This is a genomic window from Paenibacillus aurantiacus, from assembly GCF_042431225.1.
Classification (GTDB): domain Bacteria; phylum Bacillota; class Bacilli; order Paenibacillales; family Paenibacillaceae; genus Paenibacillus_Z; species Paenibacillus_Z aurantiacus.
The window spans coordinates 61,370-76,834 of the sequence record NZ_JBHMDO010000038.1 but is presented as its reverse complement, the minus strand read 5'-3'; the positions used below and the strand labels follow the sequence as shown (position 1 = coordinate 76,834).

The window sequence follows — 15,465 nt, the reverse complement described above, 5'->3', positions numbered from 1 at the left end:
AAGTCTATGTATCGGAGGTTATTATGGAGCTTCTGCAACTGCATTACTTTCGGATCGTGGCCCAGTACGAACATATGACGAAGGCGGCAGAGGCGCTAAGCATCGCGCAGCCATCCTTGAGCAAGACGATTTCCAGGCTGGAGGAGCATGTCGGCGTCCCGCTCTTCGAACGTCAGGGACGAAGCATCAAGCTCAACGCTTACGGCGCGGCGTACTTGAAGCACGTGGAGCGCGTGTTCGCCGAGCTGGAGGCGGGCAAGCGGGAGGTGCTGGATATGGCGGGGTTGGCCAAGCGAAGCGTGCTGCTCGCAGCCTCGATCTCGAATGTACTCCCCGAACTGCTGAGCGCGTTCCTCGAGCGGCATCCGCAGACGCATTTTCGCCAAGTGCTCGAACCGACCGCCGTCATGAAGCGGATGTTGGAGGACGGGGAGATCGACTTATGCCTGACGACCGCGCCGATCGAAGGCGAGGGGCTCGAGTGGCGGGGGCTTCGCACGGACGCGATCGTTCTCTGCGTACCCGAACACCATCCGCTGGCCGGCCGCGAGCGCGTCTCGCTGATCGAATTAAAGGAGGAAGCGTTCATCGGCCAGCGAACGGGCTATTGGTTCCGGGATTTGACCGACCAGATGTGCATGAAGGCGGGCTTCAAGCCGAATACGGTTATCGAGGTGGAGGAATCGGATGCCATCGTGAATTTGTTCCGAAGGGGAATCGGGCTCGCCTTCCTGCCCGAATTTTCATGGTCGAAGCGAGCGCATTTGCTGCCGAACCGAGTCTTCATCGACGACGCCGAATTCAAGGTGACGATGGGGCTGGCATGGTCGAAGCGGCATTATATGTCAGCAGCGGCGAGCGAGTTCCGGCAGTTCGTCATCGATTACTATGCGGCGTTATAGACGAAGAAGGAACCGCTCTTGATGGTCGGGAGCGGTTCCTTTGTGTGAAGGCGAAGCTACTCTTGCTGCCAACTCGTGCAACAAAGACAAGCGTTCCCTCGTACTAGAGTAGGGGTTCTGGAAAAAGGAGGAAGCGAATGAAACGCAAATATACGCTGCTGGTATTGCCGCTTATCGCCATTGTTATTTATTGGGTTGTCAGCCTGCAGCCGCGCGAGATTCACATGACGATCGAAGGCGTGAACTATCAGCTTGGGACGGAGAATAGCGGCAGCGTGCAGCCGGAGTCCGTGACGATCAACGGCAAAGTGACGCGAAGCTGGACGGGACGGCGTACCTTTCAAGGCACGATTGGCTCCGCCAGCGGCACGATCGATCTGCCGAAGAACGGAGAAGAGGTCACGGTGAATTTCGACCGGAACGGATACGGTCCCGTGGTGCGCGGAGGTATCGAGCATGCGGGAACGGCCGAGGCGAAGCCGTTCGTCGACACGCACGGCATCCTCTTCGCCAGCGATGATTTCAGCTCGTTAACGCTTCTGCGCCACACGAAAGAAGCCGGCGCCGACGACAAGGCCGGCGGCGGCTGGAACGGCGAGGACGGCTTCATGTTCGCGGGACCGGCGAAGACCCGGGAGGAGGCGCTTGCCGTCTCGAACGAGCTGATGGCTCCGTTCTTAAAGCAGCTTATGGGGGATCAGAGCGAGTACGTGTTGAAGTAGTGCGTCTCCCCCTGCTTGCCCTAGCTCACCGGAATGTAGGCGCCGAAGAACGAAACCGCCTCGATTTCTTTGCTATTGAGAATCGGGGTGAACGGTTTGATGATCGTCAGGGTGTCGCTTACGTAGTCCCCTACGATCGTGCCCTCCCAGATGGTTGTCGTGTCCGAAGTGCCGTCTTTGTAGTGGATGGTGATCGGGTAGGGATCCGTGTATTCGTTTGGCGCCATTTCCGTCGGTTCAAGATGCGCTGCCTCATTAATCTGTCTGAGATGCGGACTGTCCACCTTTAAGGTTACGGCAATGGGAGAAATAGATATGGAGGTCAAGGTCGCCAGATGGCTATATAGTCGGATCTCCCGTTGTATCGCGTGCGTAGTCGACAGATCTTTATAATCTAGAATGAACGTGGTTTCCCATTCGCCGGGCACAATCGTCTCGAATTCATCCGGAAGAGCAGCCGCCTCTTCCAAATCGCGAACCCGCAAGGTAACGGGACTGCCGATCGGCGCTTGCCTCGTGAGCTGATAACTCATAGCAAGACTGATTTTATTGTCATCCGGGTGGCCATCGTCCAGCACCTCGTAGCCGATTCCGGCACTATACGATCCAGGCGCTTCGAAGTCCAGGTCGGTTTCGAACCGATACCGCTCTGCGCTCAGCGCTACACCCTCCGGCGCGGTAAAATCCATCAGCACGTAGATGAGATGGCTGTCGCCGATGACTTGCTTCACGTCGAGCGTGCCATTCTCGTTCGTCACCCGCTGATTGACCACGTAAGCGCCATTCTCCAAATAAGCCGCTTGCCCGCTATCGGCCGGACGAAGGAAGTTCAGCCATTTGACATCCAACCCCATATAAGCCGCCGCGTAAGCCGTGGTCGTGATTAAGCAGATCATGGCCGCGGCCGTCAGCATTGCGGATCGCAGCGGTCTCCGGGACCGCCTTTCCCGTCTCCCCGAGGGATTGAACTCGGCCGCGCCCATAATGCCGCGAAATAATCGTTCCTTATGAGCCTCGTTTGGCTTCAGCGATTCCAATTGTTCCTTGATCCGGTGTCCCGTCAATCGTTTTCCCTCCCCATTCCGCTCTCAGTCGTTCGCGTCCCTTCGCCAGCTGCGTCTGCAGCGTGCTCTCTTTGCGATCCAGCAGCTGCGCGATTTCCCGCACCGAATAATCCTCGACATAGTAGAGGTACAGCACGGTTCTATATTTCTCCGGCAGCCGCAGCAGCCGTTCGAGCACGTCCCGCTGCCCTTCGTCATGCCGGTCCCAATACGTTTTCTCGGGTAGAACGTCCAGGTCGACCCGTCGGGAGCGCCACCAGCTTTTCAGCATATCTTTGCACGTATTCTTCGTCGTCACGATCAGCCAGGCTTTCTCGTGCTCGGGTTCGCGGAACGCCTTGTCATGCTTGAAGAGCTTCAGGAAGACCGACTGGACCGCGTCGTCCGCATCGGCCGTATTGCGCAGCAAGATGAAGCACATCCGGTATACCCGATCGATGTGCCGATCGTAGATCTCGGCGAATTCGCGCGCCGTGCGTCCGGTCGCATATTCGTCCATGCCATCACCTCCAATAGGTACACGATTCCACGCGCGAAAATATCCTCGCCAAGCAATATTTTGCACGAAAAGGTTACAGGTTCGGCAATTCCGATCAGCCGAAAAGAAGAAGCAGCCTGCCTGCGGCAAGCTGCTTCCTGGCGGTATCAATCATCCACTATATTCCATTCCCATTCCGCATTATAATGGGTACCGAAGCAGATGCACAACGATCGGAGGTCGTGTTCGATGCCCCATCCGTCTCAACCGGGCTATGAGCCCGAATCGCCATGCCACTATCGGCGGGCGCTGGAGGTTGTCTCCAGCAAGTGGACCGTCCTCGTCTTCTACGAGCTGGAAGAGGGAAGCAAGCGGTACAGCGAGCTGAAGAAACGGATTGAAGGCGTGACGCAGAAGATGCTTACCCAGACGCTTCGCCAGCTGGAGCGGGATGGCTTGGTGAAGCGATGTGTCTATCCGACCGTCCCGCAGACCGTGGATTATACGCTCACGACGCTCGGTCTTACGCTGATCGAACCGATGCGAATACTTCACCGGTGGACGGAAGCTCATTATGATTCGGTCCTGCAGGCGAGGAGGGCATATGATGGCCGGCTGGATGCAGCGGACGGCGCCGAGCCGGATCTCGCAGATGCGGCCAATTCGGATTCGGATTAATCCGGCGCGCCGAGTTCGCGAGCGATGAGCGCATAGACGTCGTGCCCGTCGTCGAATACGTCCGTCAGCGCATAGAACAGGTGGATCATGCCGGGGTACCGCTTCCAGCTGATGCGAACGCCGCTCTCGGCCAGCCTGCGGGCGTACAGCTCGCCTTCGTCGCGGAGCGGATCCAGCTCGGCGGTCACGACCAACGCGGGAGGCAGACCCTCAGCGTCGCCGAGCAGGGGAGAGGCGAGCGGATTGGCGCGATCGTCGTCGCTAGGCAGATAGTGGCCCGCGCAGTAGTCGAGCAGCGCGGTCTCAAGGAAATATCCGGCAGCGTAGGTCGACTTGGATTCGTAGCGGCCGGACCAGTCCGTCACCGGGCAGAGCAGAATTTGCTGGGCGATCCGCGGCGATCCGCGCTTGACCGCTTGCTGCGCCACGATCGCGGCGAGACTCCCGCCGACGCTCTCGCCGGCGACGGATACCCTGTCGGCGTCGAAGCCGAGCGTCCCGGCGTTCTCGTACACCCACTGCGTGGCATGGAGCGCTTCCTCGATCTGAACCGGGAACTTGTACTCCGGGGCCAGGCGATAATCCACGGACACGACCGCATGTCCCGTCGCGTGCGCCAGCTTGCCGCACATCGGATCGTAATCCTTCATCCGGTTAAACACGAAGCCGCCGCCATGGAAGAAGACGATGACTGGGAGCTTCTCCTTGTTCGTCGGGCGGTAGATGCGCACGGTCAGCGGGCCGTGCGGTCCTTGGAGCTCGGCATCCTGCGTGCCGGCCAGCTCGAAGCGTTCGGAGATCGCATTCGCGATGATGACCTTACGGATTTCCTCGGGCGTCATCCGATGCAGCGCCGGTAAGCCGGACATTTGCTCCAGGAATTTCTTCGTTTGCTCGGGCAGTGTTTCGTTCACGTCAACGACCTTCTTTCAGCGGGATAATACGGTCCGGATCCGTTAACTTCACGATACTGCAAGCATCTTAATGTGAGAAGAAGGCACTTTAAAGTGGCCTTCGGGAAAGGAGTGGACGACAATCGACACGTATCGCAAGCTCGCCGTCTTCCTCAAGTGGCATGCGGCCATCATTCTAATCATCGGGGTCATCGGAGCGCTCAATCAAGGATTCGAGCAAAACTACGGCAATGTGTACATCGATAAAGGCTTTTTCCTCTGGTTGATCGGCGGCTATTCCGCCGCGCTGATCCTCTATGCGCTGTCGGTCATCTTAACCGGATTGGATCGGATTGCGGGTAAGCAAGAAGAGGACGAGCAAGAGCGGATTTAAGGCGCTGATCTTGCGTGCAAAAAAAAGCTTGGCTGCGGTCGACCGCAGCCAAGCTTCTTATCCGTTTGTCATTCGTAGCGGCGTATCGCGCAAGCAGGAATATGAGCATCGCCTTGGCTTGCCGCTGTTTGCGTTCGTTATGGATGAGACCGTTATTTAGTTGCCCGCATGCTGGAGAAGATGAACATCCAATCGCTTATGCAGCTCGCGTTTGCTCATCGGATGATACGTCAGAAGCGATCCGTTCAAGAGGACATGGAACACGCCGTAAGGGGAAGGGCCGTGCTGCGCATCTTGGCAGTGATCGATGTCGACGAGCGTAAAGGGAATTCCGCGCTCGGCTGCCGCTTCGCGGAACGTGTTGACCGCTTCCTCGAAATACGGACACTGATCGGCACGGATTACCGTCAGCCCTTCGGCGTAAGCTTCCGCCCGCTTCTCCCAGCCATGATTAAAAGCCGGAGGCGGCTGATCGTCGAACCGGTTCACGATTAACTCGAACGAGGGAGGCGCGGCATCGATCGAAGCAAATCCGTGTTTAAGGAAAAAGGCCTTGTCGGACAGCCAAGTCTCCGAGCTGGTCACCATGGCAACGCCCGATTTGTTCAACGCTTTTGCATGGGCGATGCAGGCTTGCAAGAGCGAGGAGCCGTAGCCCTTTCCCTTTCCTTTCCCGACGATCCAGAGGCAATGAATGACGATGTAGTTGGCCCCCGAGATCCCCCTCCAGTTATACTCGCTCGGCATGTACTCGATGAAGCCTCTAGGCTGTCCCTCGTCGACGACCATTTTCAAATGCAGCCCTTCTTTGAACCGTTCCGTCAGCCACGCCAGCTTCTTCCGGTAGCCCGTGGATTTCGGCTTGCTTCTCATGCAGAAGAAGCCGTGCTCGTGAACGTTGTCGGAATGGATGTCGATTAATTCCAAATTGATTCACCGCCATGAGATCGAATAAGGGAGCGGCGCGTCGGCCTGCTCCCGTGGTTCCGGTTGTCTGAACGAAGATGGTCTTGGTTTGCAGCTGTTGCGTGTCGACTCCCTACTCTACACAAGGCTGCTCGGCTGGCATGTTCACTTGGAACGTCACGCCGAATTTGTCTTTCACGATGCCGTAGAGCGGGCTCCATTCCGTCTGCTGCAGCGGCATGACGACTTGCCCGCCGTCTTCCAGCGCGGCGAAGATGGCTCTTGCTTGCGCCTCTTCAGTCGGGTGGATTGCGATCTGCACCGTATCGCCGCCAGCTTGGAACGGCATGCCCGGGAACGTGTCGGAGAACATGAGATCGAAGTCGCCGACTTTCAGATGCGCGTGCATCACCCGATCCTTCATCTCGTCCGTAACCGGATGTTCAGGGTCCGCCGGCATGTCGCCGAACAGCATGATGCCCATCACTTTGCCGCCTAGCGCTTTCTCATAGAAATAGACCGCTTCCTTCGTGTTGCCATCGAAATTCAAATACGGGTTCAAACTAATCGACATAATCAAACCTCTCCTCTGGAATCTTTTGGTTGAATTTCATGTCTTGATTATGCCCGAAAGGAAGCGGAAAGGTTTCTTCTGGATTGCGGAATGTACCAGGCTGGGCGATGGCATCATCGTAATCTGTTTGCCTGACGTTAAGTAGTGATCTTCCTCTCAAATCAAATGCGCCGGACGATAACCGGAGTATGCCGGCCGGTCTCTCCCGTTGGAGTTCCGGATTCCTTATCCGTTATAACGCGTCTCCTTCACCTGTCCTTGCTCTCCCCATCTTGAGCTTTAGAATTGTTGTATGCTTTGTAACGAATGATGGCAATGGGGATATTGACGAGGCTGAGGAGCAGCATAGCGGCCAGCGGAAGGATCTGGGCGAAAGTCGGAAGATTAGGTTCGCCGTCCCCTACGGGGCCAACCTTGGGTTGATAGGCGTCCCAATACCCATATATCAAAATGGCGAGAGGGAAAATAAAACACCCGATGGAAACAAGTATATAAAAGACATGGCGGTTCAACGCATCCCTCCTAACCTAAAATACGATACTTAGTTTAATAATACCACATATTGGAATATGACGGACGGAACAAAAACAACCGAGACTTCGAAGATAGGTGCGGCGAAGAGGAAGGTTTGGAACGATGCAACCTATTCGAGGCAAGACGCATCTTTAGAACAGGAGAGAGGTGAGGCTGTACTTGGAAGCTGCGGAAGTCGTTGCTCGCTTGAAAGAACAAGATGAAACAGTCCTTCGACTGTTAATGGACCGCTACGGGGACGGACTGCTGCGTACGGCCTATTTGCTCGCGAAGGATCGGCAAGCCGCGGAAGAAGCGGTTCAAGATACATTTTTGCAAGCCTACCGGAAGATTGGCCAGCTGCAGCACCCGGATAAACTTCACGCTTGGCTGCTGCGAATTGTCATGAATCGTTGTCGCATGCAGCAGCGGACGTGGAACTGGCGCCATATTTTCCCCACTTTGGCGGAGAAGCGTCTTCACATCGAGAGCGGCGAGCCGGGACCCGAGGAGATGTTCTTTAACGAATGGCGAAGCGGACACGTCAGTCAAGCGATTCATCAACTGAATTACACTTACCGGGAAGTCATCACGCTTTATTATTATCATGAAATGCCGGTTGCCGAAATTTCGAGCCAGCTCGCGGTTAACATCAACACGGTCAAAGCGAGACTATCGCGCGGACGAGCGCAATTGAAACAAATATTGAAGCTGGATCAGGAGGAGCAGCCATGATGGATAAGCAAGTGGAGCATACGGAAGCGGAGATCAAGAAACGGTTGGACGAAGAGCTTGACGGCCTGCATTACACGAGCGCGGATCTGTTCCTCCAAAGCGCCTTGCGGCGGAACAGCTGGAAGCAGCGTGTGAATGCGTGGTGGAATACAGAAATCGAGCTGCCGCTGATTCCCGTGGCCGCGGTCTGCATCCTTCTCATCGGCGCTCTGCTGCTTACGCGCGACAAGACGGCGCCCGAACAACCGCTCGCGGTCGATGAACCGCGGCAGTTGATCGAGGTTGGCGGCAATACGTATTGGAAGGACGATTACGAGAGGGCGGTGGCTTCGATTGCGGATTCGCATTAAAATCAAACATCTTGTTCTTGCCACCGCGAGTGCCGTCATTTTGCTCTCTTGTTATTTGACCGTAATCGAACCTGCATTAAATCGTTATGCGGCGGAGCAAACGATCGAGCAGGGAGGCGTTCCGGCGATGGAGACGCTGCTTGCACGGCTCGCCAATGCGAAGGACGGAAAGGACAAATGGGAGCTGATCCGCACTTATATCCTAGAGGATGGCGGCGATTCGATTGTTAACGGGTTCGATGTCCGTATCGGGCCGGGGACGTCGCAATCCACGGGCTCTGCCGAACCGAAGAAACCGCAGCTCGCCTGGGAAGAGAAGCTGCCTTATCTCGAAGCCTACGCGGAGAGCGGTCCGGCGGATGGCTATTTGCCCCGGGCGGCGAAGCAGCTGGTCATGTATTATAACGCGAACCGCCAGCCCGAATTGGCGATTAACGTGCTCGAGCGTGTCAGGGGGCGGATAGCGGATTCCTGGCAATCCGCTCAGCTGGGAATCGATCAGGCCAAGCTGCTGACGTCCATGGGCCGCGATGAGGAAGCGTCCGCGATATTGGATCAGGTTCTTGCAAGCAACGAGAAATCGCGTAATTATACGATGCTCCAGCAATTAACCGAGCTTCAAGCCACCCTGCTGCTGCGGAAAGGCAGCATCGACGAGGCGATCGCCAAAGTGAAGGCGGATACGGCCGCCTATAAGCGGGAACTCGAACAGCTCAAGCCAGACGCGGCCGGCGCCAAGAACGATCAAGCGAGTTTCCAGCTGGAAGCGCTGCAGCGATTGGCGGAACAGTTAGAGACAAGTCGGTACGAGCAAGGCGGCGGAATCGAGCTATCGAGCGTGTCGGGAACGGTTAAGCGAAGCGACGGCAAGCCATTGGGACAGATTGGCGTCTACTTACGGCAAGAAGGGGCAGTCAATCACAGCGTGACGGAGGATGAGCCTTATCAGGTGCTGACCGATGCGCATGGACATTTCGTGTTCCCCGATGTTCTGCCCGGTTATTATCAGTTGTTCATCGGCTTGGACTATGAGCAGATTGACGGGTGGGCATGGGCGGTCAGGGCGAACGAATGGATCGAGGTGAAGAGCGGGGAGTCGCTGAGTCGCTCCGTTACCCTTGAACCGTTGATCGCGATCGTCGAGCCGGTGAATAACGAGGAGATTACGGGCGAATCGGTCCATTTTGAATGGGAGCCGGTAGACGGGGCGGCTTATTATGAGTTGTCCGGTAATATTCATATCGACGGTTCCTCGTCCGGCACGTTGATTCGCGGACGAATCAAGGACCATCGGGCGGATGTACCGCTAACGGAGCTGGAAGCCAGCGGAGGCGGAATTCAGTACAAATCCGTGGACGGAACGCCCAAAGGTAAGCAGATCCCCGATCCGATCTCGCTTCTTGGTTTCGCTTATCGGGAGGGAAAATTCTCCTGGAGCGTCGAAGCGTTCCGCGCGGACGGCACGATGATCTCCCGCAGCAACGGCTACCGGTTGAACGCGGAGACCGTCGGCGAGCTGCCGTTCTTTCGGCTCCCCGGTCGTTCGCTGACCGAAGCGGACCGTCTGCTGCTGGCGGACCGGTTCGCTGAAGCATTGACCGCATACAAGAAGGAGGCGGAAGCGAATCCCGAGGATACGCACAGTTTGCGCATGATCCTGCGCTCGTACGACGCGAAGTCTTCCATGGACGGACGGTCGGCAACGGGCGAGGAAGCGACGATACCTTATTTGAAGCGGCTGTATGCGCTCGTGCCGAGTGATCGTTATTTGTTTCGTTTATTCGATTATGAAGCTCGAACGCGCAACTGGACCGAGGCCGAGAAGTACTATGCTTCGTACGTGGCGCGAAATCCGGATAAGGATCATTCCTATGAAGATGCGATTTATGCGAGCGGACTGCTAGAGCAGGGGAAGTACGCCGAGTCGCGGGAACTGCTCCTCGCCTCCGTCCAAGCGGACGGCAGCCACCGCTTCGTCGGCAACCTGCTCGCGGCCGAGCTGTTGCTGTCGGACGGCTTCGAGTCGGCGCTCGAGCTCGCAATGCTGTACCCGGAGCATAATTTCGGACAGACACCGGCCAATTGGCTCGCGCAACTACAAGCTATGAAGCAGGAGGCGGCAGGCAAGCGCGATTACCAGTCGCAGCTAAGGCAAGCGATCGAATGGCATTTCAGCGGCAATGAATCGAAGCTGAAAGCGTGGCGCACCGATTCGGACCGGGCGGCAATGAAAGTCTTCTTGAACATGCTGGAAGAGGTAGGCTGACAGCCGCCTCGCGCGGAAGTCGCGGTACTCATGCTGATGGTGCTGGACATCGAGCCGGCCAAGTCTGGAGAGTAACGGAATAAGTGATGGCATGAGGCCGATATGCCTCGATAACGATCACGAAGCAGCCGATCTGACGATCGGCTGCTTTGTTGCGTGTATCGGAGAACCTGCCTACCATATCATTTTCATTATTATATGGATAATCTCGTCCGATAGTCGTTGTCATTCGTTAGGCGCTCGACGTTCTCGATTTTGCGCGCTTAAGCGCAAGCGTTTTCAAGCCGGTGGGGTCAGCATATTAACTGTGCTGCCGGAACACAAAAAATAGGCCTACTACCGATTCGATAATCATAGTAGAATTGAAGTCGAACAAACATGAATTTTGTCGAATTAGGAAAAACGTGGATGGCTGCGCGGGACGTACGGCTCGCCCGCGATCCAAGCGTTGAAGTTATCGATAGGACAGCAAGATCAGGCAATCTAGAGAGGGGAAACTTCATTTGCCGGTATCCATATTTCGCAACCCGCGCGCGTGGCTCTTGGCCAGCATCGCCTTCATGCTGATACAACTGCCTCTGTTGTACGTATTGCCTGAGGGCTCGCTTGCGCACATCGCGTTGAATATGTTCGCTCCGGGCTTGGCCAGCCTCATGCTGCTGCAGGGCGGACGGGCCGAAGCGCCGCATCGCAAGGTATTTTGGCGGTTGCTGGGCATTGGGACGGCCATCTATGCCTCGGCATGGCTGGTCAGGCTTCTATACCGCTTGGCCGGAGGTGTCCCTTCCAGTCCGAATCCGATCGACATCCTATGGAACATTCAAGGATTATTGTATATCGTCGCGTTCTGTTATTTGTTGGTCAAGGAATGGCATTACGCGCGCGGGACCCGGTTTTTGCTGGACTGCTCCATCGTGATTCTGCTGCTCGGTACGTTCGTGTGGGAATTCGTGCTGGAGCCCCATATCGATACGCTGCTGGCCGGCCAGCCTTGGCCGGTCATTATCGTGAGCGCGTTCTACCCGGTTGCGGATTTCCTGATGATCTGTATTTTGCTGTTAGTCCTGTACTCGCAGCGCATCCGCTTCCCCGCCGGGACGCTCGCTCTGCTCGGCTTGGGGCTGGCGTGCTTCTGGGCGGCGGATTGCTATTACCTGAGCATGATCGTGAACCAACAGAATTACTCGGCGGGCAGTCCCGTTAACGCGGTATACAGCGCGGCGCTTCTGTTCATCGGCGTATCCGGGCTCTATGCAAGGGGGGATTCGGTTGCGGAGCAGGCTTACCCGGGCGCGCGAACCGAGGGAATCGCGGTGGATAAGTGGCTGCTCATCCTGCCGCCGTACGCCAGCATCTTCGCGCTCGCCATCATCGTGCTCTTCAAGCGTGAACGGCTGCACGAGATGGAAGAGCTGCTTGTCGTCGGCTCGCTCATCGCCGTGCTGACCTTCATTCGACAGATCTTGGTCATCCTCGAGAACGAAGCGCTGATTCGGCAGAAGGAGCGGATGCTCGCCGAGACGGAATTTCTGGCGCATTACGATGGGCTGTCCCGTCTGCCGAACCGGAATTTCTTCGAGATGAAGCTGACGGAAGGCTATCAAGCCGAGCGGCCATTCGCGATTCTGCTCATTGATTTGAACCGGTTTAAATACGTCAACGATACATACGGACTGCATATCGGCGACGAGGTCATCAAGGAGACGGCATCCCGGCTGGAGAGCCTGGTTGACACGGATTCGCTGCTCATCGCCAGGCAAGGCGGGGACGAATTCGCTGTAATGGTCCACGGCGGAGTCTCGAATCAAGGGATCGAGGCGGTGGCCAAAGCCTGTATCTATGCTCTTTCGGCGCCGTTCCCGCTAGGCAATCTGGAGCTGCGCATTACCGCCAGCATCGGGATCGCTCGGGCGCCGTATGACGGCGGCTCATCCTCCCAGCTGCTGCGAAGCGCTCATATGGCGCTGATCAAGGCGAAGAGCCGGGGATTGAGCCAATACTGCTTCTATCAGCCCGAGATGGCGGAGAGGACCGCCAAGAAGATGCGGCTGGAGCAGATGCTCCGCCAGGCGATGGAGAAGAACGAGCTGCTGCTCCACTACCAGCCGCAGATCTGTGCGCGAACGCAGGCGCTCGTCGGCGCCGAGGTGCTGGTGCGCTGGCAGCCATCCGGACAGCCGATGGTGTCGCCCGCGCAGTTCATCCCGCTGGCGGAAGAGACCGGCCTGATCATCCCGATCGGCGAATGGATCTTCCGGCGCGCCTGCGAGCAATACGTTGAATGGCGGGCGCGAGGCTTGCACGATATGCTGTTGTCCGTGAATGTCTCTCCTCACCAGATCGAAGAGCCCGATTTCGTCGAACGGTTCGTCGCGATCATCGAGGAGACGGGCATTGATGCTTCCAATCTCGTGCTGGAGATTACCGAGAGCTTGGCCATCCGGGAGGGCGAAGACGCGATTCTCAAGCTGAAGGCGCTGAAGCAGCGCGGGCTTCATATATCGATGGATGATTTCGGGACCGGCTACTCGTCCCTTGGCGTGCTGAAGCAGTATCAGGTCGATTCGCTCAAGATCGCGCAGCCTTTCATCCGCGATCTGTCAGACGATCAAGAACAGCGCACCATCGTGAACGCGATACTGGCCATGGCGGCGAGCATGAAGCTGAAGGTAATCGCGGAAGGCGTAGAGACGAGCGAGCAATATGAGTATTTGCATCTCCAAGGGTGCGACTGGATTCAAGGGTATTACTTCTCGCGACCGCTTGCGGCGGAGGACTTTAAGCTTTTCGCAGGCATGGGCGCTTAAGCGTAACCTTCCGTCTTGCGTAGAGGCGGGCATGGAGCGCGTGCACGAATGATATAAAAAGTAACGGCCGCCGGAAGATTCAGGCGGCTGTTTGCCGTGCAAATAAAAAAGCAAGCCAAGCGTTCGTTTCCCATAGCGGAGGAGGACGAGGGAACCAACGCGCGATTGGAGCTTTGTCCGCAAGGACAAAAGCGTGCCAAGCTCGAACCGCCCGCCGCGAACAAATCGTGTTGGCACGAAGGAGGGAGTCCAGAGGTGAATGTTTTCCGAATGTAAAACGACTTCGGCAGCAGACGCTGAAGTCCTATGGTTCCCCTCGGCTAGGGGGCAATGCTTTTAGGTTAAGGAAAAACGTCCGGTGAAGCCACCGATGGCCTATAGTTGACAGGCTTATGACTTGGGACAGATTTCAAAACCCACTGGAGCTTTGTCCGCGAGGACAAAAGCGTGCCCAGCTCAAGCCGACCCGCCGACCGCGCACCATTGTGGCTGCACGAAAAAGGGAGTCCAGAGGGCGAAGTCCTCTGGTTCCCCTCGGCGGAGGGGGAAGGGGCGAGGGGCAACAAAAGCGGGGTCAAAGGGGCGGAGCCCTTCTTAACCTGACAGCATTGCGGCGGAGGGTAAGGGGGAGGAGCAACAAAAGTGGGGTCAAAGGGGCGGGGCCCCTTCTTAACCTGACAGCGTTGGGCTAGGGGGAAGGGGAGGGGGAAAAGCGGGTTCTAAAGGGCCTGGCCTTTTACGTCAAATGCGATAAATACTCGAACGCCGTGATGCCGTAGACGCGCTTGAAGTGTTTGTTCAAATGGGTTAAATCCACGAATCCGCAAGCGGCGACCGCCGCGTAGATGTCTTGGCTGCGTTCGATCACCTGCTTCGCGCGTTCGACTTTGCCGTTCAGAAAGTATTGATACGGCGAAATGCCGGTATCGGCTTTGAACAAGCGGATCAACTGGAACTTGGAGAGCTGCAGCTCGCCGCAGATTTCGTCCAGCTTCAGCACCTGTTCCAGATTCGCGTGAATCATGTCCTTCGCTTTGCGTATGGCTGCATGATCCTTCTTCTTGCCGGTCGCAAGCGTCGCTGGCGCGAGTCGATCCGCCAGGGAGACGAGACGTTCGCTGCACAATGCCTCGTCCTGTCCGGTCAAGATGGCATGCGAGAGGGCCAAAATGCTTTGTTCGAGTCCGGCATCGTACACGATCGGGCTCGAGAAGCGGACGATCTCCTGTCGCTCCATGACCTCCAGCAGCAAGTCCGGCGGAATATAGAGCATGACGTAATCCAAGCCTCTCCGGTCGTGGGCCATGCCGTCATGCGGCTGCTCCGGATTGAAGAGCATGACGCCGTTCGGATACGATAATTGCTTGCTGCCCTCCAGCGTATACGCTTGAATGCCGCGCAGCGTGACGCCGACGGCATACTCCTGGTGCGCGTGCTTTTTATAGGTGAAATCGGTCATGCTCGCGGACAGCGCCGTGACGCCCGCCGATTGCCGATACATAAATTTATTCGCATCCATTGCCAACAGGCTCCTCTCTTCAAGCTAGGTCCAGATCATCGCGGCCGCATACGCGAGCGAGCCAGCCAGTATGATGTTCACGCGCTTCGTATGCTTCAGCAGCAGCGAGCGGAAGATCGAACCGAACAGCACCCAGGCGACAAAGGCCGCGAATCCGATTCCCGTAATAACGAGGACGCCGGTCGCCACCGCGGAGCTTGAGGCGAAGTTCGGCGAGAAGAACGTCGGGATGACCGTCAACGCGAAGAGGACGACCTTCGGATTCAAAAACTGCATCAGGAAACCCGACCCGAAGGTCGCGTTATGAGGCGTCGCGGAGTGAGCGGCGTTCATGTTGTACAGCCGATAAGCTAGATAGAGCATATAACCGCTGCCGATGAGCCGCATCCCCATGAGGATGGCGGGAATGTAGGCGGCGAGAATCGTATTGAGCAGCGCGGAGAGGCCGAGCAATACGCCAAATCCTATCGTGGCGCCGTAGGCGTAGCGCATGGCCGTTCTCGCCCCGGAATGATGCACGGTGGATAAGAGGACGATATTGGTCGGTCCCGGCGTAAACGTCGCAACCGTGCAGTAAATAAAAAAAGATGCAGTGTCCATGAGAAAACCCCTTTCGGTTCTTCTCATATCCTACATCCGGGAAGAAAGACGCTATAGTATATTA

At 56.7% G+C, this 15,465-nt stretch carries 17 protein-coding genes; 9 read left to right on the top strand and 8 right to left on the bottom strand.

Features of this window, described 5'->3' with window-relative positions; genetic code table 11:
* Positions 1-23: 23 nt before the first annotated feature.
* Together ACFFSY_RS23385 and ACFFSY_RS23380 are read left to right on the top strand one after the other, a co-directional pair.
* The gene (locus ACFFSY_RS23385) at positions 24-902 is read left to right on the top strand and encodes a LysR family transcriptional regulator (protein ID WP_377498634.1); all 879 of its coding nucleotides are present in this window, start codon (positions 24-26) and stop codon (positions 900-902) included.
* A gap of 137 nt (positions 903-1,039) precedes the next feature.
* The gene (locus ACFFSY_RS23380; RefSeq protein ID WP_377498632.1) at positions 1,040-1,624 is read left to right on the top strand and encodes a hypothetical protein; all 585 of its coding nucleotides are present in this window, start codon (positions 1,040-1,042) and stop codon (positions 1,622-1,624) included.
* Positions 1,625-1,644: 20 nt separating this feature from the next.
* On the opposite strand, the gene ACFFSY_RS23375 is transcribed toward ACFFSY_RS23380, so the two are convergent.
* Both ACFFSY_RS23375 and ACFFSY_RS23370 read right to left on the bottom strand, forming a co-directional pair.
* The gene (locus tag ACFFSY_RS23375; protein ID WP_377498630.1) at positions 1,645-2,688 is read right to left on the bottom strand and encodes a hypothetical protein; all 1,044 of its coding nucleotides are present in this window, start codon (positions 2,686-2,688) and stop codon (positions 1,645-1,647) included.
* The gene (locus tag ACFFSY_RS23370) at positions 2,630-3,187 is read right to left on the bottom strand and encodes an RNA polymerase sigma factor (RefSeq protein WP_377498628.1); all 558 of its coding nucleotides are present in this window, start codon (positions 3,185-3,187) and stop codon (positions 2,630-2,632) included. The genes ACFFSY_RS23375 and ACFFSY_RS23370 overlap by 59 nt, the downstream gene beginning before the upstream one ends.
* Before the next feature lie 228 nt (positions 3,188-3,415).
* On the opposite strand from ACFFSY_RS23370, the gene ACFFSY_RS23365 reads away from it, so the two are divergent.
* The gene (locus ACFFSY_RS23365; protein WP_377498626.1) at positions 3,416-3,844 is read left to right on the top strand and encodes a winged helix-turn-helix transcriptional regulator; all 429 of its coding nucleotides are present in this window, start codon (positions 3,416-3,418) and stop codon (positions 3,842-3,844) included.
* Here ACFFSY_RS23365 and ACFFSY_RS23360 read toward each other — a convergent pair.
* Positions 3,841-4,758, bottom strand: coding sequence for an alpha/beta hydrolase (locus ACFFSY_RS23360; protein WP_377498624.1), 918 nt, complete (start codon positions 4,756-4,758; stop codon positions 3,841-3,843). The two genes, ACFFSY_RS23365 and ACFFSY_RS23360, sit on opposite strands and share 4 nt — an antisense overlap.
* Positions 4,759-4,990: 232 nt before the next feature.
* Between ACFFSY_RS23360 and ACFFSY_RS23355 the strand changes: the two genes are divergently transcribed.
* Positions 4,991-5,131: a hypothetical protein gene (locus ACFFSY_RS23355; protein ID WP_377498622.1), complete on the top strand. Its 141-nt coding sequence runs from the start codon at positions 4,991-4,993 to the stop codon at positions 5,129-5,131.
* Between the two features lie 10 nt (positions 5,132-5,141).
* On the top strand, positions 5,142-5,291 hold the full coding sequence (locus ACFFSY_RS23350; RefSeq protein ID WP_377498620.1) for a hypothetical protein: 150 nt from the start codon (positions 5,142-5,144) through the stop codon (positions 5,289-5,291).
* On the opposite strand, the gene ACFFSY_RS23345 is transcribed toward ACFFSY_RS23350, so the two are convergent.
* From ACFFSY_RS23345 to ACFFSY_RS23335, 3 genes are all read right to left on the bottom strand, one after another.
* Positions 5,288-6,058, bottom strand: coding sequence for a GNAT family N-acetyltransferase (locus tag ACFFSY_RS23345; RefSeq protein WP_377498618.1), 771 nt, complete (start codon positions 6,056-6,058; stop codon positions 5,288-5,290). The two genes, ACFFSY_RS23350 and ACFFSY_RS23345, sit on opposite strands and share 4 nt — an antisense overlap.
* 112 nt (positions 6,059-6,170) lie before the next feature.
* Positions 6,171-6,611, bottom strand: a complete 441-nt coding sequence (locus ACFFSY_RS23340) for a VOC family protein (protein WP_377498616.1) — start codon at positions 6,609-6,611, stop codon at positions 6,171-6,173.
* A 248-nt stretch (positions 6,612-6,859) separates the two neighbouring features.
* Positions 6,860-7,123, bottom strand: a complete 264-nt coding sequence (locus tag ACFFSY_RS23335) for a hypothetical protein (protein ID WP_377498614.1) — start codon at positions 7,121-7,123, stop codon at positions 6,860-6,862.
* A gap of 181 nt (positions 7,124-7,304) precedes the next feature.
* Between ACFFSY_RS23335 and ACFFSY_RS23330 the strand changes: the two genes are divergently transcribed.
* The 4 genes from ACFFSY_RS23330 to ACFFSY_RS23315 all read left to right on the top strand — a co-directional run bounded on the left by ACFFSY_RS23330 (position 7,305) and on the right by ACFFSY_RS23315 (position 13,282).
* Entirely contained in the window at positions 7,305-7,859 is a 555-nt protein-coding gene (locus tag ACFFSY_RS23330) for an RNA polymerase sigma factor (RefSeq protein WP_377498612.1), read from the top strand.
* Positions 7,856-8,209, top strand: a complete 354-nt coding sequence (locus ACFFSY_RS23325) for a hypothetical protein (protein ID WP_377498610.1) — start codon at positions 7,856-7,858, stop codon at positions 8,207-8,209. The genes ACFFSY_RS23330 and ACFFSY_RS23325 overlap by 4 nt, the downstream gene beginning before the upstream one ends.
* On the top strand, positions 8,193-10,475 hold the full coding sequence (locus ACFFSY_RS23320; protein WP_377498608.1) for a hypothetical protein: 2,283 nt from the start codon (positions 8,193-8,195) through the stop codon (positions 10,473-10,475). Before ACFFSY_RS23325 ends, ACFFSY_RS23320 begins: the two co-directional genes overlap by 17 nt.
* Positions 10,476-10,978: 503 nt before the next feature.
* Positions 10,979-13,282, top strand: coding sequence for a putative bifunctional diguanylate cyclase/phosphodiesterase (locus tag ACFFSY_RS23315; protein WP_377498606.1), 2,304 nt, complete (start codon positions 10,979-10,981; stop codon positions 13,280-13,282).
* A 736-nt stretch (positions 13,283-14,018) separates the two neighbouring features.
* Here the strand turns inward: ACFFSY_RS23315 and ACFFSY_RS23310 are convergent.
* Positions 14,019-14,801 (bottom strand): AraC family transcriptional regulator, encoded by a 783-nt coding sequence (locus ACFFSY_RS23310; RefSeq protein ID WP_377498604.1) that lies wholly within the window; start codon positions 14,799-14,801, stop codon positions 14,019-14,021.
* Between the two features lie 24 nt (positions 14,802-14,825).
* Positions 14,826-15,401, bottom strand: a complete 576-nt coding sequence (locus ACFFSY_RS23305) for a LysE family translocator (protein WP_377498602.1) — start codon at positions 15,399-15,401, stop codon at positions 14,826-14,828.
* Positions 15,402-15,465 lie beyond the last annotated feature (64 nt).